The sequence below is a fragment of the Paenibacillus sp. SORGH_AS_0306 genome, assembly GCF_030819345.1.
Taxonomy (GTDB): Bacteria; Bacillota; Bacilli; order Paenibacillales; family Paenibacillaceae; genus Saccharibacillus; species Saccharibacillus kyungheensis.
This window is the reverse complement of sequence record NZ_JAUTBP010000001.1, coordinates 3,810,234-3,829,256: the sequence shown is the minus strand read 5'-3', so window position 1 is coordinate 3,829,256 and position 19,023 is coordinate 3,810,234. Positions and strand designations below refer to the sequence as shown.

The following is a 19,023-nucleotide window of genomic DNA, read 5'->3' as shown; positions in this document are numbered from 1 at the left end:
GGTTCATACCAATGACAGATACAGTATCGAAAAACAGCTCATTAGAGCTTAGTCATTTTAAAGGCAAAGATTTTGTAGAATTAAGCGACTATACGGCAGAAGAAATTCATTTTTTGATCGATCTAGCGATAGAATTGAAACGCAAGCAAAAAGCAGGAGAATCGTATCGTCCACTCGAAGGTAAAACAGTCGGATTAATTTTCGAGAAATCTTCGACACGTACCCGGGTATCTTTTGAAGTCGGTACTTTCCAACTTGGAGGACATGCGTTGTTCTTGAGTAAAAACGATATCCAGATGGGACGCGGAGAGATTATCGCTGATACAGCGCGTGTAATGTCTCGTTATCTCGATGGGATTATGATTCGTACGTTTGGACATGAAAATGTAACGGAACTAGCGAAATATGCAGATATTCCTGTGATTAACGGACTAAGCGATCTAGGGCATCCTTGTCAGGTGCTTGCTGATTTCCAGACGATTGTCGAAAGCAAAGGCAAACTCAAAGGATTGAAATTAGCTTATATCGGAGACGGTAACAATATGGCACACTCGCTGATGATCGGTGGTGCGCGTGTAGGTCTGGATGTGTATGTAGCTAGTCCAGAAGGCTATGAGCCTGATCCTGAAGTGGTGAAACAGTGCGAAGCCTTAGCGGCTGAAAGTGGAGCAATCATCAAAGTCGTACGCGATCCGAAAGAAGCGGTGCAAGATGCAGATGTAATCTATACCGATGTCTGGGCAAGTATGGGCTTTGAAGAAGAGCAGAAGATTCGGGAACAAGCTTTCAAAGATTATCAGGTCAATGAAGAATTGGTCAGTCATGCCAAATCCGATTATATCTTCTTGCATTGCCTTCCTGCTCACCGCGGTGAAGAAGTGAGTGCAGGTGTGATTGATGGACCGAACAGTGTCATTTTTGATGAAGCTGAAAATCGTCTACATGCACAAAAAGCGATTATGGCGGCTTTGATCGGATAACAAAAACGAAGTATGTTTATCGTTACTTAGAATTTGGAACAATAAAGCAAGATCATTGAAGATGAAAAAGAAAGAAACAACTGCGATTTTGACAAGAAGGAAAATGGAGGGAACACATTACTATGGCTAAAAATAAAATTGTACTTGCATACTCGGGTGGACTGGATACGTCTATCATTTTGAAATGGTTAAAAGAAACGTACGATGCAGAAATTATCGCATTTACTGCAGATATCGGGCAAGCGGATGAACTGGATGGATTGGAAGAAAAAGCGTTAGCAACAGGTGCTTCCAAAGTCTATATTGATGATCTACGTGCAGAATTTGCCGAAGACTTTATCTATCCTATGTTCCAAGCAGGAGCGCTATACGAAGGTCAATATCTTCTAGGTACAAGTATTGCTCGTCCACTGATTGCGAAGCGTATGGTTGAGATTGCGCGTGCTGAAGGTGCTATGGCTATCGCTCACGGTGCAACAGGTAAAGGAAACGATCAGGTTCGATTTGAATTGAATGCAGCGGCTCTAGCTCCTGAGATCAAAGTTATCGCTCCATGGCGCTTAGAAACATTCCGTGATCAATTCCCGGGACGTGCAGAAATGATTGAGTATGCTGAAAAACATGGTATTACTGTCACAGCTTCAGCAGCGAAACCATATTCAACAGATCGTAACTTGCTACATATTAGTTATGAAAGTGGTGTGCTGGAAGATCCGAACTTTGATGCAAGTGCAGAAAGCAACAAAGATATGTTCTTACTCAGCGTGTCTCCAGAAGATGCACCCGATCAACCCGAAATGTTAGATTTGGAATTTGAAAATGGGAACTGTGTTGCGCTTAATGGAGAGAAATTAACTCCGCTAGCAGCGATGGAGAAATTGAATGAGCTTGGTGGTAAACATGGTATCGGTCGTGTCGATATGGTGGAAAACCGTTTTGTCGGTATGAAGAGCCGCGGCGTATATGAGACACCGGGCGGAACGATTCTGTTCATAGCTCACCGTAAATTAGAATCATTAACAATGGATCGTGAAGTGATGAGTCTGCGTGATTCGTTAATTACACGTTATAGCAATCTAGTATACAATGGCTTCTGGTTCGCACCGGAACGTCTTGCTCTTCAAGCGCTTGTTACAGAAAGCCAAAAAAATGTAACAGGTACCGTACGTGTGAAATTATACAAAGGCAATATTATTGCAGCAGGTCTAAGCAGTCCATACAGCCTGTATAACCCTGAAATTGCAACGATGGAAGCTGATCCAACCAATGCTTATGATCAAGGGGATGCAGCAGGCTTTATCCAATTGAATGCTCTTCGTCTACGTGTAGGCGCAGGTGTGCGTCAAGCAGCTCAAGCGGATAAAGGAGAGTGAGTCATCGATATGAGTAAATTATGGGGCGGACGTTTTACCAAGCAAACGAATCATCTGGTTGAAGAATATACAGCTTCGATTAATTTTGATAAAGCTTTGGCAGAAGAAGATATTCAGGGCAGTCTGGCACATGTAAGTATGCTAGGCAAATGCGGAATTGTTCCTGCTGAAGATGTAGAAATCATCAAAAACGGACTGAACAAAGTATTGGAAAAAATTCGTGCAGGCGAGATTCAATTCTCTGTCTCTGACGAAGATATTCATATGAATATTGAAAAGCACTTGATCGAAGAAGTAGGCGCTGTTGGTGGTAAATTACACACCGGACGTAGCCGTAACGATCAGGTGGCTACAGATATGCATTTATATTTGCGTAAACGTGTGGTGGAGTTAACAGGACTACTGCATGCGTTACAAGAATCGTTGATTACACAAGCGAAAAGCAATATGGATACGATTATCCCGGGATATACGCATCTACAACGGGCTCAACCGATCCTTTTCCCTCATCATCTGATGGCATATGTCTCGATGTTTGAGCGTGATATTGATCGTCTGAAAGATAGCTACAAGCGGATCAATGTATTGCCATTGGGTGCAGGTGCACTTGCAGGAACGACTTTCCCGATCGATCGTCATTATGTAGCAGAGCAATTAGGATTTGATGGAGTCTACGAAAATAGTCTGGATGCAGTAAGTGATCGTGACTTTATCGTTGAATTTCTCGCAGGGGCTTCATTAATTATGACGCATCTTTCTCGTCTATGTGAAGAGTTAGTGTTATGGAGCAGTACTGAATTTAGCTTTGTTGAATTGGATGATGCGTTCTGTACCGGTAGCAGTATTATGCCACAGAAAAAAAATCCAGATGTTGCTGAATTGGTACGTGGTAAAACCGGTCGCGTGTATGGTAATCTGATCGGATTATTAACTGTGCTCAAATCGTTGCCACTTGCTTATAACAAAGATATGCAAGAAGACAAAGAAGGTATGTTTGATACCGTAGCGACTTTGGAAGGTGCACTTCAATTATTTGCTCCGATGATCGCTACGATGAAGGTCAATACAGGACGGATGCGTGAAGCGGTTAATAAAGACTTTTCCAATGCGACTGATATTGCAGATTTCCTGGTAGGCAAAGGGTTGCCTTTCCGTCAAGCTCATGAAGTGATTGGTAAAACGGTCTTATACTGTATTCAAGAAGGCAAATACTTGCTAGATCTAACACTGGAAGAATTCCAAAACTTCTCTCCATTGTTCGATGATAGTATCTACGCGGTGTTGCAACCAGAAGCTGTCGTGAATGCACGTAATGTATACGGCGGTACAGCAACTGTACAGGTAGCAGCAGCTATCGAACGTGCAGAAGATAAATTAACGCACACTGTAACATGGCTAGAAGGTCATGTACAGTAAAATAAATGATCGATAGGTAAGCGAGTAATTGCTTAATAATTTTCGCATAGAATAGAGCAGTATTGGAGTATGGATGATGTCTCGTGTTGCTCTTCTCTATTCTTATTGCTTTTAACCTATCATTTCAAAAAAGTCATCTCAAAAAAAAGGACAACCATGCTGATGCTGGTTGTCCTTTTTGAATATTACGATTTGATCACCAGTCCCATTAGCCCTACAAATGAAGAAGCTTGATAAGGCGATATAATACATCCGCGTAAATCTTCAATCTCAATCTGCAAACTTGTAAAATCACAGGTGCTTAGATCAACTGTATCTAACGAAGTGCCTGACAGCATCGCTGTATCTAATTGACATTGTTCGAAAAAAACAGAGTTAAATACCGATGAACAATAATCAGCACCAAGCAATGAACAATTTTCAAAAAGAACACGCTTGAACTGGGAAAAGCGAAATACAGAATAATCAGCAACACAATCAGTAAAACGAACATTTTGCAATCGACTTTGAGCAAAATCAGTACCGATTAATTTGCAGTTGCGAAATTCAGTACGATGTACAAACGAGCGAGGAAATGGAATATTAGACAGATCACATTGATCAAATATTACATCGGTCAGTTCGATTTCAGCTAAATGAGACTCGATCATATCTACGTGTTCAAAGATTGTTTTGTCAAAAGAAACACGCTGTGCTTCCTGACGATCAATGGTGAAATGTTCTATTCTGGCATGGCTGAATTCGTCTTTGGATTGCAATGTGTATAAAGGCTCATGTAAAGTTTCTAAATGCTGAGGAATTTTAGGTGCTTCGATTGAGATATTCATATGTACATGTACCTCCTGAATTGGGATTGTTATTATTGTATATCAATGATAAGTAGTTATTCTATGACTCGGTGCCTAGATTATGATTTTGCTGTGATATCTGTTACAATAACAGCACTTCTTAGTTCATATAACTGTAACAATAAAAATATCGAAATCCTATTGCGTATTCTACAAAAAGAGATACAATAAGACTGAAAATGTTCACGTTAACAAAATGAATAAACATTGATGAATCAACGAAAGGAAGGAATACAATGACTGCTAAATTTTTGGATCAAAACTTTATGTTACATAGTGATACAGCGATCCAACTGTATCATCAAGTAGCCAAAGATATGCCGATTATTGATTACCATTGTCATTTAAGTCCGCAAGAAATTTTGGAGAACAAAACGTTTAAGAATATTACAGAAGCATGGTTGTACGGCGATCATTACAAATGGCGGGTTATGCGTGCAAATGGTGTAGAAGAAAAATATATTACAGGCGATGCCGATGATTACGACAAATTTCTAGCGTGGGCAAGAACAGTACCGCAATTGATTGGCAATCCACTGTATCACTGGACTCATCTTGAATTACAACGCTTTTTCGGAGTAGAAGAATTATTAAGTGAAAAGACAGCTCCGCAGATCTGGCAAAAAGTAAATGAACAGTTACAAGGAGAAGGATTCGGAGCACGTGATCTGATTACCAAATCGAAAGTAACTGTAGTGTGTACAACCGATGATCCGGTGGATGATCTTGGTTATCATGCACAGATTCGTGGATTGAACGATTTCTCTACAGCGGTGTTGCCAAGCTTCCGCCCGGATAAAGCATTAGAAATTAATCGTGCGACATTCCGTCCGTGGTTAGAGCAATTAGTAGCGGTGTATGGTTCAGATATTCGCACTTATGATGACTTTTTGAAAGCGCTTGAGCAAAGAGTTCGCTTTTTCCATGCGGCAGGTGGACGTGTATCTGACCATGCACTGGATACGGTTGTTTTTGCAGAAGCGACGCAAGCAGAAGTGAATGAGATTTTTGCCAAAGCATTAGAGCAAGGACAAGTAAGCAGTGAAGAAGAAGCGAAGCACAAATCGTATACACTTGTATTTTTAAGTCAATTGTATGCTGAATTGGATTGGGCGATGCAGTTCCATATTCATGCGCTACGTAACAACAATACATCGATGTTCCGTAAGTTAGGGCCGGATACCGGTTATGATTCCGTAAATGATGGATTGATCGCCAAACCATTAGTATCGTTACTAGATGCGATGGAATCGGCAGGAGCATTACCGAAAACGATTTTGTATTCACTGAATCCGAATGATTACCCTGTATTAGCTAGTGCAGCAGGTAGCTTCCAGAGCGGTGGAATCGCTGGCAAAATTCAGTTTGGTACAGCATGGTGGTACAACGATCATCGTGATGGTATGCATGAACAAATGAAATTGTTAGCCAATATGGGTGTGTTAGCACGTTTTGTAGGAATGCTAACCGATTCACGTAGCTTTTTATCGTATACCCGTCATGAATATTTCCGCCGTCTATTATGTGATCTATTAGGAACATGGGTAGAGCAAGGGGAAGTTCCTGATGATATGGAATTGTTAAGCGGTATCGTTGAAGGCATTTGTTATACGAATGCAGAGCAGTACTTTAATTTTCCTGCTGTAGTGTCTGTGCAATAAAAAGATACAAAAATCGCTTTGGCTGACTGTTAGAATAAGTGATCTATTATAGTAATGTTCTAGCGTATGCAGTCAAAGCGATCTTTATTTTAAAAGATTATGTGATTAATTTCACAATATATGAATGTGTGATAGCAAAGTTATTATGAATGCCATAAGTATAACAACGCGTAGTAGAGGAGCCAAATCGTATCCATATTGTAAGCGGTTGATTTTATCAAATCAAGGGGTGTGTCACATGGGAGTAGCTACATTAAAAGGGGTTAAAGCAGAAGAAAATGTAATTGACGGCAAGATCAGTCTTAAAGAAAAGATTTCATACGGTATGGGGGACTTTGGGAACGGATTTATGTTTGATCTAGGGCAATTGTATCTGCTTAAATTTTTTACAGACGTTGCCGGTATTCCTGCAATCGCAGCAGCAGGTATTTTTCTAGTCAGTAAATTATTTGCAGCGATCTGTGATCCGATTGTAGGTTCATCGATTGATTATCGCAAAAACATCGGGAAGAACGGTAAATTTAGACCGTATCTGATCTATGGAAGTATTATTCTTGCGATTCTTACAGTGTTTACGTTTATCTCACCTAATCTATCGGTAACCGGTAAATTAATTTATGCGTATGTGTCTTATATGATCTGGGGAATTGGCTATTCATTTGTTAATATTCCTTATGGTTCACTTGGAGCATCGATCACTCAGAATACGATTGAACGAGCGTCGTTATCTTCATTCCGTCAAGCGGGTTCGCTTGGAGCACTATTTGTAACCAGTGTTATTGTGATGCCCTTGATTGTGCATTTTGCTAATCCATCTGTAGGATTTCCAGTGGTTATGGGAATTATGTCTGTGATTGGAGTACTTGCTTTTATTGTCTGCTTCCGTGGAACCAAAGAACGGATTATTAGTCAGGCAGCTCCTTCTGAAAAATTATCGGTTGGCAGTGTAGTCAAAACGTTTGTCAGTAACAAACCACTGTTAGTGCTGGTATTGATGACGGTGTTTACCATTTCAGCTTACAATATCAAATCAGCGATGTTGATTTATTTTGCTCAATATAATCTTGGTAATGTGGAATTAATGGCGTATATGAACTTTATTATTATCGGATCTTCCTTTATCGGCGTGTTATTTTTACCTAAACTGGTGAAAAGATTCGGTAAACGCAAAACAGCAATGATCGGGCTTGGAATAAGTGTGGTAGCAGATACGATCAACTTTATTGCACCATCGAATGTGTATCTTTTCACAATCTTAGCGAGTATTGCTTTTATCGGTATTAGTATTCCGAATGGTGTTACATGGGCGTTTGTATCCGATATTATCGATTACGGAGAATGGACTTCTGGCGAACGTAAAGAAGGAACTACTTATTCGTTGTTTAACTTTTCACGTAAATTGGCACAATCATTATCCGGTTTCTTATCAGGGGTAGGTCTGGCTGTAATCGGTTATGTACCGAATGTCGTGCAGACAGTAGGCACACAAATCGGGATCAAAGCATTACTTTGTCTGTATCCTGCGATTGCACTAGCGATTGCGATGTTAATTATCGGATTAATGTACAAATTAACAGATAAAAAGCATGAACAAATCGTCGAAGAATTACAATTGCGTCATCAACCTTTAGAGTAAATACGAGTGAGAACAATCGCATAGCGTCCGGCAACCATCCGTATTATGGTGAGTAGATCATAATATGTTATTCTTAGGAGAAGAGGAACGACCGTATCCTCTATTCTGTTCTATTGGACAAGCTGGAATAAAGGAAGGTATGCATATGGCAGCCACAATTAAAGATATCGCAAAGCTAGCGAATGTTTCTCATACGACTGTTTCTCGTGCACTTAATAATAGCCCTCTTATTAAAGAGGTCACCAAACGTAAAATTATGCAAATTGCGCAAGAAGTTAATTATATCCCTAATTATAATGCGAAAAGTCTGGTGTTACAGCGGTCGCATACGATCGGTTTGTTTTTTACCAGTATCTCTAATGGTACAAGTAGTAGCTTTTTTGCCGCTACGATTCGCGGGGTGAATCGTGTGATCGGGATTGAATACAATTTATTTGTACGCGGAATAGATGATTATTTGGATTACAGTTCTATTCATCATAAGCGATTTGATGGCATTATTTTGATGAGTCAAAGTGAAGCTGATAACGACTTTATCAATCATGTGCTAGAGCAAGAGATTCCAATTGTTGTTCTTAATCGTCTACTGCCAGATGCGAATCTAGTCAATATTGTATCTAATGATAAAGAAGGCTCGTATCATGCTGGTCATTTTCTAATACAGCAAGGTCATACGCAGATCGCGATTATAGAAGGAATCAAAAGCTTCAAATCGACAGAACAACGTCGATTAGGATTTTTACAAGCGCTGGAAGAAAGTCAATTATCGATTCCAGCAGAATATATTGTCGGTGGAGAATACGATACAGAGAGCGGTTATCAAGCGATGCAACAATTGTTAGCATTATCATCACCACCTACTGCTGTATTTTGCTCCAATGATGATATGGCGATTGGTGCGATGAATGCGGCATTTGAACAAGGATTGAAAGTACCACAGGACTTGTCGATTGTTGGCTTTGATGATATTAATTTCTCGATGTATACCAATCCTGCATTAACAACAGTAAAGCGTCCGATCGAAGATATTAGCGCACGCGGAGCAGAGAAAATATTAGAACAGATTCGTGAGAAAGAAACCCAACAAGAATTGATCTTTGTCGAAACTGAATTGATTCAACGTAAATCAACAGCAGTTCGTTCGTGATAAAGGTTCAAAATATATTCATCAGCTAGGCTAGAAGGAGGATTCCAGAGCATCAGTAGACGCACAGGAATTCTCTTTTTAATAAATAATAAGATTGTGATCTAATTCACTTTGTTAACGTGTGCATAAAATTATAATCATTAGTAAGTACTTTATAAATGAACGTAAGATTCGTTCACGATAGACAGTTCAACAAATCAACGATCAGGAGGATCTATAATGAACACACTGAACCGAACCACATACCATGCTACAACCTATACTGAAAAAGTAGTGCAATTTGGCGAAGGTAATTTTTTGCGAGCTTTTACCGATTGGCAGATTCATCAGATGAACAAAAAAGCGAACTTTGATGCAGGAGTTGTTATCGTACAACCGTTAGCTACAGGGATGGCTGAACAACTCAATGAACAAGATGGATTATATACGGTATATCTAGAAGGTATTCAAGATGGACAGCCTTCTCAGACACATGAAGTGATTGAGTGTGTAACACGCGGAATCAATCCTTATGAACATTATGAAACCTATGAAGCTTTAGCCTACCAACCAGAACTTCGCTGGATTATTTCCAATACAACAGAAGCAGGCATTGCTTTTCATCCAACAGATCAGTTAGCAGATCGTCCACAGCAAAGTTATCCGGGTAAATTAACATCGCTACTGTATCGTCGGTTCCGTCATTTTCATGGAGAAGCAAGTAAAGGGTTTATTATTCTTCCATGTGAATTGATAGATCATAATGGAGATGAACTAAAAAAAATCGTGTTGCAATATGCAGACTTGTGGAACTTAGAGCCTGAATTTGTTGCATGGGTACATCAAGCAAATACATTTTGTAGCAGTCTGGTAGATCGGATTGTTCCCGGTTATCCCAAACAGCGTATGCCTGAGATTACAGCAGAGCTTGGATATGAAGATTCATTTGTTGTAGTAGGTGAACCATTTCACTTACTTGTGATCGAAGGGCCGTCTTGGATTGAGCAAGAATTGCCGTTTGCCCAAGCAGGTTTGTATATCAAAGTCGTAGAAGATATGGCTCCGTATCGTACACGTAAAGTACGTATTTTGAATGGTGCTCACACCGCTATGACCCCTGTTGCTTATCTGTATGGTCTAAATACAGTTGCAGAGACGGTCGATCATCCGGTGACAGGTGCTTTTGTACGATCATTGATCCAGGATGAGATTATACCTACGTTAGATTTGCCGGCAGAAGAGCTAGAGCAATTTGCTGAGGCTGTAATGGAACGGTTCCGTAATCCGTATGTACAACATTTTCTAATGAGTATTTCACTAAATAGTATTTCCAAATTCAAAACGCGTGATCTACCAACACTAACTGCTTATATCGAACAGACCGTCAAATTACCACAAAAACTTGTTTTTTCCCTTGCAGCTTTGATCGCTTTTTATAAAGGAGAACGCAGTGGAGAACCGATTGCGTTAAACGATGATATCGCTGTATTACAACAGTTAGCTGAATTATGGAAAGTATGCGATAACAGCCAACAAAGTCTACATCAACTCGTTACGGCTGTTTTGGGAGAATTATCTTTCTGGGGAATGGACTTGAACCATTATAGCGGCTTAACCGAGCAAGTGACGAACGATCTGTATCATATTCAACAACAAGGCATTGTCGTTGCTTTGCAAGCGTTGATGGATCATTCTGCAACACCTACTTCTTAATGGATACGCGGTACAAATCAGTGGATAGATACATCTTATGAGGAGGCATAATTAACCATGCTTGAATATATACAGATTCATCCTAATGACAATGTCGTCGTTGCATTGCGTGATTATCAACAAGGCGAAATGATTACACTGGATACACCAACTGCTTTTCAGCAACAGATTACAGTTACAGAAGATATCGCTCGCGGTCATAAAATTGCGCTTCAACCTATTGAGATCAATCAACATATTATCAAATACGGCTATCCGATCGGACATGCGATTCAACCGATTATAGCAGGTAGTCATATTCATACGCATAATGCCAAAACCAATCTAACCGGTATCGAAGAATATCATTATCATCCCAAAACGTTATTCAATCCGTATACGCTTGAAAATCGTACTTTTCAAGGCTATCGACGTAGCAATGGTGATGTAGGAATTCGAAATGAATTATGGATCGTACCTACTGTGGGCTGTGTGAACGGAATTGCTGAATTGATTCTAAGCGAGTTCCAGCGTGAAGTAGGTGATATCGCTCCTTTTGAAAATACATTAGTACTCAAACACAGCTATGGTTGCTCTCAGCTAGGGGATGATCATCAATATACAAGAACTATTTTGGCAGATGCGGTCAAGCATCCGAATGTAGGTGGTGTGCTTGTACTTGGACTGGGATGCGAAAATAATGAAATGGATCAATTCAAAGTAGCGATTGGTGAATACGATGAACATCGGGTCAAATTCCTTGTCTCTCAAATGGTATCAGACGAAGTAGAAGCAGGCGTACAACTGCTTAAAGAGATATTTGCCCATGTACAGGGTGATCATCGAGAAGATATTCCTTTATCCGATCTTAAAATCGGACTGAAATGTGGCGGTTCGGATGGATTATCTGGGATTACAGCGAATCCACTATTAGGTAAATTATCAGACTATATGGCGGCGCAAGGCGGGACAACAGTATTGACCGAAGTACCTGAGATGTTCGGCGCAGAACAGATATTGATGGAACGAGCAGCAGACGAACAAGTATTTGGCAAAATCGTACATCTGATTAATGATTTCAAGCAATATTTTATGGATTACAAACAGCCTGTATATGAAAATCCTTCTCCTGGTAACAAAGCAGGCGGAATTACAACATTAGAAGATAAATCACTGGGTTGTACGCAAAAGTCAGGCATTTCGCCTGTACAAGATGTTCTATTATATGGAGAACGATTGCAGACACGTGGACTGAATTTGTTAAGTGCACCGGGCAATGATCTGGTAGCTTCGTCTGCACTGGCGGCAGCAGGTTGTCAGCTGGTGATTTTTACTACCGGACGAGGAACACCTTTCGGTTCCTTTGTACCTACGATGAAAGTGGCTACCAATTCCCCTTTATTTGCGAACAAACCGCATTGGATCGATTATAATGCAGGCACACTGGTTGAAGATGTAACGATAGAAGATGGATTACAAGATTTTATTGATTACATTATTGAAGTTGCCAGTGGTCGCTGGGTGAATAATGAGAAAAATAAATTCCGCGAACTTGCGATATTTAAAAGCGGAGTTACTTTGTAAATATAAGTACGCGTTTGGCATCTTGAACGCAATATATGCTATACTCATTCCATTGTGACCAACGGGTCAGTAACTGATCGATGCTTTGCAGAAAGATCATGTTATGATTACGACAAAGGAGTGAGTGTATGTCAGCGTCTGTGGCTGCAAAAAATCAAAAAGCTTCAAAAACAGGCTGGATCGTTGCAGGGTTGTTGCTCGGTATTTTTATTGCGGCGATCGATAATACGATCGTAGCTACAGCGATTGCGACGATTGTAGGTGATCTTGGAGGATTTGATCAATTTGTATGGGTAACTTCAGCATACTTGGTCGCTTCACTCGCAGGTACACCTATTTTCGGCAAACTATCGGATATGTACGGTCGTAAGCGATTTTTTATTTTTGGTGTTGTTGTCTTTATGCTTGGTTCTATTTTGTGTGGTACAGCAGACTCGATCGTACAACTTAGTATTTATCGAGCGATTCAAGGGATTGGTGGCGGTGCGCTGGTACCGATTGCTTTTACGATTGTATTCGATACATTCCCACCGGAAAAACGCGGTAAAATGACAGGTTTACTGGGCGCTGTATTTGGTATGTCCAGTTTATTTGGCCCACTGTTAGGCGCTTATATTACCCAATATATGAACTGGCGCTGGGTGTTCTATATCAATGTTCCGTTTGGGATTGTTTCGTTTCTATTGGTTATGATTTTTTATCATGAATCGATGGAACGTTCGAAGCAAAAAATCGATTGGTGGGGCGCAGCGTTATTGATCGGAGCTGTCGTGTCCTTGATGTTCGCTTTAGAACTAGGCGGAGATACGTATGCTTGGAATTCAGGTGTGATTTTAGGATTGTTTGCAAGCTTTGTGATATTGCTGATCGGATTTATTTTTGCAGAACAGAAAGCCGCAGAACCTATTATTTCATTTCCGATGTTCAAAGATCGACTGTTCAGTAGTAGTACATTAGCCGCTTTTTTCTATGGAGCCGCTTTTATTACAGTCGCGCTCTATATTCCGATTTATATTCAAGGGGTTAGCGGTGGAACAGCGGTTAATTCAGGGCTTACTCTAATGCCGATGACGATCGGGTCTGTGATTGCAGCGATGCTTGGCGGGATACTGGTAAATAAATTAACATTCCGCCGAATTATGATGATCTCTGGATTTTTATTTGTACTAGGGATGGCATTGTTAAGCCGGATTACACCGGATACACCTGCATTGCTATTATATCTGTATCTGGCTACAGCAGGCTTCGGAATTGGATTTTCTTTCTCAGTGCTGAATATCAGCGGAATTCAGAACTTTGATTTCCGTCAACGCGGAGCAGCGACCTCTACATTAACATTTGTTCGTTCGCTGGGGATGGCACTGGGTGTTACGATATTTGGATTGATCCAACGTAGCTTATTAAGCAATCAATTAGAAGCAGGGATAAATCAGAGTGGTGGTGAAAGTGCATTACCAGCAGGACTTGATCTGACTCAGCTTGATCCGCGTGCCTTGCTATCCGATGATATCAAATCTCATTTGCCAGCTCAGGTGATTGAGATGATTCAGGTAGCATTAACAAGTTCGATTGCAGGTACATTTATGTGGGCAGTCTTACCAGCTATTGGAGCCCTTATCGCTGTTTCCTGTATGGGAAAAGAACGTGCTCTTCAAACAAATAAGCCTACTCAAAAGTAAGTAATAACGTGATTGCAACACAAAGTAGTCATAGCAGGTATCCATAACAAACCCCAAAAAGATCGTTCATCTTCAGGTCAGTCTGAGATGGAACCGCTTTTGAAGGACGTTAGCAGAAGAAAGTCTGATTTCAGCATTGCGCTGATTTCAGGCTTTTTTGATTATGGAGTGATTTTCGAGTTATTATAGTACTCAAATGGTAACGAATTTGTTACAATAGAGATTGTTGAATCTGTCTTTCAAACATATGGTGTTTTGCTACATCCAGTACAAAGTACCTAATCGTATATTGGTTTACTTGATAAGAACCAACCTACCTATACTTAATGTTGTCTGTGAAAACGAATAGTAACCGTATAAGAAGAAATGGTGAGTCTAAATACCATGTACCACATGCAATCAACAAAACCATTCAGACATCATCTCTGATAACAAAATGTTGTCTATGATAAGGTGAATGATCTGATTATTTAGGAAGTGATAATTTGATAGAAATGCAGGATGTCTGGAAAACTTATCCGAATGGAGCTCATGCTCTTCAAGGTGTATCTGTGAAGATTGATCGCAATGAATTTGTATATGTGGTCGGTCCTTCTGGTGCGGGTAAGTCTACCTTTATGAAATTAATGTATCGTGAAGAAACACCAACAAAAGGTCAAATTTCTGTAAATGGATTTAATTTAGGCAAATTAAAACAGCGTAAGATTCCACTGTTGCGCCGTAATATCGGAGTTATTTTTCAAGATTTCCGTCTACTACCGAAATTAACAGCTTACGATAATGTTGCTTTTGCAATGGAAGTTATTGAAACGCCGCGAAAATTAATGAAAAAGCGGGTAATGGAAGTACTTGATCTGGTAGGGCTTCAAAGTAAAGCAGGGCGTTACCCTGAACAAATGTCCGGTGGTGAGCAACAGCGGATAGCTATTGCACGCGCAATCGTCAATAATCCGGCTGTGATTATAGCGGATGAACCTACAGGAAACCTTGATCCAGAGACTTCATATGGGATTATGCAATTGCTAGACGAAATTAATTTCCGCGGAACAACGATTATTATGGCTACTCATAACAGAGATATTGTTAATTCGATGCGTCGTCGGGTATTAGCGATCGAAGACGGTATGATCGTCAGAGATCAGATTAGAGGGGAGTACGGTTATGAATTTTAATACCTTCTTGCGACACTTGCGGGAAGGTTTTAGAAGCGTATTCCGCAACGGGTGGATGTCAGTTGCATCGATCACCTCTATTATTGTGTCTCTGTTTATTTTGGGTGTATTTATTTTGTTAGTTTTGAATGTGAATCAACTTGCCGATCAGGCAGATAGCGAAGTAGAGATCAACGTCTTTTTGGAACTCAATGTCGATCAATCATTGCGACAAGAGTTGCAACAAGAGATCAGCGCTATGACAGAAGTGAGTACTGTTACATTTGTTCCCAAAGCGCAAGGGTTACAAGAATTACGTGATCGTCTAGGTGAAGGTGGAGAATCATTCTTGCAAGGGTATGCGCAAGATAATAATCCATTGCCTGATGCTTTACGTATCCAAGTTATTGAACCAACTACCGTTCCTTTTGTCGCTCAGAAGATAGAAGCATTAAATAAAGAACATCCTGAAAAACCTATCCTTAAAGTTCGGTATGGTGGAGATACAGTACAGACGTTGTTCAAAGTGACAGCATTGATCCGCAATATTGGTCTAATTCTGGTTGCTGCTCTTGGATTGATGGCGATGTTCTTGATAGCGAATACGATTCGAGTGACTATACTCGCGCGTCGTCGTGAAATTAGTATTATGAAGTTAGTGGGAGCCACCAATCAGTTTATACGATGGCCTTTCTTTATTGAAGGTGCATTGTTAGGCGGTATTGGTTCACTCGTAACGATCGCTATTTTATTTATAGGGTATCAGCAATTGGTAGCCGCTTCGGTTCGTTCATTCGGAATAGCGTCTGTGATCACTTTGATTCCTTTACAGCAAATCTGGCCGTTATTGGGCAGTTTACTACTAGGACTTGGAGTATTGATCGGAATATGGGGCAGTACACTCTCAATTCGTCGCTTTCTTAAAGTATAAAATAAATTATTTTCGTAAATATGCAAAAAAAGCTAAGATATCTGCAAAACATTGCCGATAATCATACTTGATGCAAGTGCTGAACGCCGGAAAACGACTGTTTCAAAAACCTACAAACGGTAAAAGGATGGGGAGAAAAAGTTGAAAAAAGTCGCATCAGTTATGGCTGTTATTTTATTGGCAGTCTCAGTGATCCAACCACAACAAGTACACGCCGCCAAATCGGTTAGTGATATCCAGAGTCAATTAAATGCTGTGGAGAAAAAAGCACAGGAAGCAGCCCAACAGAAGAAAAAAGCTGCTGCTCAAAAGAAAAAATCGCAAATGCTAAAAGCTAGAACACAAAAAGATCTAGGTAAAGTCTTGCAAGCGATCAATGAAGTGAGCAGTCAGTTGGCTCGCGTTTCTAGTGATATTTCACAAACGGAATCAGGTCTTCGTCAGGCGAAAAAAGATTTGGCTGAAACCAAAGAACGTATTCATGCTCGTGAAGGTATGATTGATACTCGTGTACGAATGATGTATACCGACGGATTAATCTCTTATATGGATGTGTTAATGGCTTCAACGAACTTTTCCGATTTTGTAGAACGTGCGGATTCATTGCGTATGATTGTAGACCAGGATCAGGACATCTTGGCTCAACATGAAAAAGACAAACAATTCGTCATCGTGACACAGAAAAAATTAACCGCTTCGTATGCGAAAGCGAAAAGTCTATACGCTGAAAAAGCAGAGCGTAAAGGCGAATTAGATGCAAAAGAAAATGAAAAACAAGTACTCATTTCTAAATACAACACACAGATTGAAAATGCGGATGATATCACATCCGAGCAAGAACAAGCGTTGTGGGATTTAGCAGACAAACGTGCTTCTCTGTATCAAGAGAAAACAGCACTAGAAGCACAAGAAAGAGCAGCAGCGGCGGCTCGTGCGGCAGCAGAAGCTCAAGCAAGAGCAGAAGCAGCAGCCAACAATCCTCCATCGTCTGATGATGGTGGCGGTTATACTCCACCAAGTACAGGTGGATATCAAGGTAGCGGCAATGGAAGTATGGGTCTACCGGTGAATGGTGCGCGTATTTCTTCTCCTTTCGGATATCGTAATCACCCGATTCAAGGGGTATACAAATTGCATACAGGAGTCGATTTTGCAGCTCCACAAGGAACCGATATTCATGCTGCTCAAGGTGGAACGGTAGTCGTTGCTCAATGGCAAAATGGATACGGAAATACAGTTATTATCGATCATGGAAATGGGATCAAAACATTATACGGACATATTCGTGATGGCGGTATTGCTGTTTCTGTAGGTCAGACAGTAAGTCAGGGACAGAAGATTGCAGAAGTAGGTTCTACAGGGAACTCTACAGGCCCTCACTGTCACTTTGAAGTACGTGTGAATAATACGCCTGTCGATCCGATGGGTTATCTGTAATAGCGTTAAGCTCAGAGAGGCGGTAACACATGATGAGAAAACGCACCGTAGCACTGCTTGTTATTGCCATGATGGTGCTAAGTAGCGTGCTTACACTGGCTTTTACCAGTCTGCCAGGAATTGCTCGTAATGCTGTAAATGGACAAGGATTGCTCGCTGCACTTAGCGGTGGAGGTCTAAGCGATCAACAACAGAGCAAACTCAGTACAGCTGCTTAAATTGATTGAAAGTAATTATTACCAAGATGTAGATAGTAACAAGCTTGTAGATGGTGCAATCAATGGGATGATGGAAGCGTTAGGTGATCCTTATTCCAGTTATATGGCTCCTGAGACAGCGACTCAGTTTTCTGAATCGATCGCAGGATCATTTACAGGAATCGGTGCAGAAGTATCGCAAGAAGATGGCAATGTCGTGATCGTTTCGCCGATCAAAGGTTCACCTGCGGAAAAAGCAGGATTACGTCCGAAAGATATTATCGTATCCATCAATGGCGAATCACTAGCTGGTGTGGACTTGAATGATGCTGTGAATAAGATTCGTGGCAAAAAAGGAACAACGGCTACAATTGAAATTAAACGTTCAGGCAGTTCCAATAATTTGACGTTCAAAATTGTCCGTGATGATATCGATGTCGAGACAGTCACTTCGAGAATGACTGCTGACAAAATCGGTGTGATTACCGTAACGCAGTTCTCGATGAATACCGCAGAGCGCTTTGATGCTGAAGTCAAAAAGCTTGAAGGCGAAGGTATGAAAGGTCTTGTGATTGATGTTCGTAACAATCCAGGTGGCGTTCTGTCTGTTGTAATTGATATGGCTGAACAATTTGTCCCGAATGGCAAATTGATCGTACAAGTCGAAGATAAAGCAGGTAAACGTGATGAGACCAAGTCTACCGGCAAAGGGGTTAAGTATCCGATTGCTGTCGTAACAAATGGTGGTAGTGCAAGTGCTTCTGAGATTCTAGCAGGTGCATTGAAGCAATCTGCGGGTGCTACATTATATGGTGAGACTACGTATGGTAAAGGTACTGTGCAGACAAGTATGGACAATATCTTTAACGATGGTAGTTTAATCAAAATTACGATTGCTAAATGGTTGACTCCAAATGGAGATTGGATTCATAAAAAAGGAATCAAACCGGATGTGAAAATTGCTCCGCCCGATTACTTTACCGTGACTCCAATCAACAAAGAAAAAACACTCAAATATGATATGAACAATAGCGATATTAAGAGTGCTCAAATTATGTTAGATGGTCTTGGTTACAGTGTCGATCGCAAAGACGGTTATTTTGATCGTGATACCGAGAGTGCAGTGAAATCATTCCAGACCAAGCAAAAGCTGACGGTGACAGGTGCGATTGATGAGAAAACAGCAACTGCCCTTGAGATTGCATTAGTGAAGCATATTCAAGACCCACAATATGATGTTCAAATGAACAAAGCGATTGCTGGGGTTGAAAAGCAAATTTCTACAGCGAATACCAAATAATTTAAAGCTAAC

General features: G+C 40.6%; 13 protein-coding genes and 1 pseudogene. 13 read left to right on the top strand and 1 reads right to left on the bottom strand.

Features of this window, described 5'->3' with window-relative positions; genetic code table 11:
- Nucleotides 1-11: 11 nt before the first annotated feature.
- From argF to argH, 3 genes are all read left to right on the top strand, one after another.
- The gene (gene argF / locus QE450_RS16875) at nucleotides 12-980 is read left to right on the top strand and encodes an ornithine carbamoyltransferase (protein ID WP_274171786.1); all 969 of its coding nucleotides are present in this window, start codon (nucleotides 12-14) and stop codon (nucleotides 978-980) included.
- 122 nt (nucleotides 981-1,102) lie between these two features.
- Entirely contained in the window at nucleotides 1,103-2,353 is a 1,251-nt protein-coding gene (locus QE450_RS16870; RefSeq protein WP_307300747.1) for an argininosuccinate synthase, read from the top strand.
- 9 nt (nucleotides 2,354-2,362) lie between these two features.
- Nucleotides 2,363-3,769 carry an argininosuccinate lyase gene (gene argH / locus QE450_RS16865; RefSeq protein ID WP_307300745.1) on the top strand — a complete coding sequence of 469 codons (1,407 nt, stop codon included), beginning with the start codon at nucleotides 2,363-2,365 and terminating at the stop codon, nucleotides 3,767-3,769.
- 185 nt (nucleotides 3,770-3,954) lie between these two features.
- Here argH and QE450_RS16860 read toward each other — a convergent pair whose 3' ends face one another.
- Nucleotides 3,955-4,596, bottom strand: coding sequence for a pentapeptide repeat-containing protein (locus QE450_RS16860; protein ID WP_307300743.1), 642 nt, complete (start codon nucleotides 4,594-4,596; stop codon nucleotides 3,955-3,957).
- Between the two features lie 257 nt (nucleotides 4,597-4,853).
- Between QE450_RS16860 and uxaC the strand changes: the two genes are divergently transcribed.
- The 10 genes and pseudogenes from uxaC (at nucleotide 4,854) to QE450_RS16810 (ending at nucleotide 19,011) form a co-directional block, all read left to right on the top strand.
- Nucleotides 4,854-6,278 (top strand): glucuronate isomerase, encoded by a 1,425-nt coding sequence (gene uxaC / locus QE450_RS16855; RefSeq protein ID WP_307300741.1) that lies wholly within the window; start codon nucleotides 4,854-4,856, stop codon nucleotides 6,276-6,278.
- Nucleotides 6,279-6,516: 238 nt separating this feature from the next.
- A complete protein-coding gene (locus QE450_RS16850; RefSeq protein ID WP_307300739.1) occupies nucleotides 6,517-7,914 on the top strand; it encodes an MFS transporter in 1,398 nt (465 codons plus the stop codon).
- A 145-nt stretch (nucleotides 7,915-8,059) separates the two neighbouring features.
- Nucleotides 8,060-9,061 carry a LacI family DNA-binding transcriptional regulator gene (locus QE450_RS16845; RefSeq protein ID WP_307300737.1) on the top strand — a complete coding sequence of 334 codons (1,002 nt, stop codon included), beginning with the start codon at nucleotides 8,060-8,062 and terminating at the stop codon, nucleotides 9,059-9,061.
- Nucleotides 9,062-9,280: 219 nt separating this feature from the next.
- Entirely contained in the window at nucleotides 9,281-10,753 is a 1,473-nt protein-coding gene (locus QE450_RS16840; RefSeq protein WP_307300735.1) for a tagaturonate reductase, read from the top strand.
- 57 nt (nucleotides 10,754-10,810) lie between these two features.
- Nucleotides 10,811-12,316: a UxaA family hydrolase gene (locus QE450_RS16835; RefSeq protein WP_307300733.1), complete on the top strand. Its 1,506-nt coding sequence runs from the start codon at nucleotides 10,811-10,813 to the stop codon at nucleotides 12,314-12,316.
- A gap of 128 nt (nucleotides 12,317-12,444) precedes the next feature.
- Nucleotides 12,445-13,995, top strand: a complete 1,551-nt coding sequence (locus tag QE450_RS16830; RefSeq protein WP_307300731.1) for an MDR family MFS transporter — start codon at nucleotides 12,445-12,447, stop codon at nucleotides 13,993-13,995.
- 485 nt (nucleotides 13,996-14,480) lie between these two features.
- Nucleotides 14,481-15,167 carry a cell division ATP-binding protein FtsE gene (ftsE, locus tag QE450_RS16825; protein WP_204827203.1) on the top strand — a complete coding sequence of 229 codons (687 nt, stop codon included), beginning with the start codon at nucleotides 14,481-14,483 and terminating at the stop codon, nucleotides 15,165-15,167.
- Nucleotides 15,157-16,077: a permease-like cell division protein FtsX gene (gene ftsX, locus QE450_RS16820; RefSeq protein ID WP_273613717.1), complete on the top strand. Its 921-nt coding sequence runs from the start codon at nucleotides 15,157-15,159 to the stop codon at nucleotides 16,075-16,077. The genes ftsE and ftsX overlap by 11 nt, the downstream gene beginning before the upstream one ends.
- A 141-nt stretch (nucleotides 16,078-16,218) precedes the next feature.
- Nucleotides 16,219-17,514, top strand: a complete 1,296-nt coding sequence (locus tag QE450_RS16815) for a murein hydrolase activator EnvC family protein (protein ID WP_273613716.1) — start codon at nucleotides 16,219-16,221, stop codon at nucleotides 17,512-17,514.
- Nucleotides 17,515-17,543: 29 nt separating this feature from the next.
- Nucleotides 17,544-19,011, top strand: a pseudogene (locus QE450_RS16810) (S41 family peptidase).
- Nucleotides 19,012-19,023 lie beyond the last annotated feature (12 nt).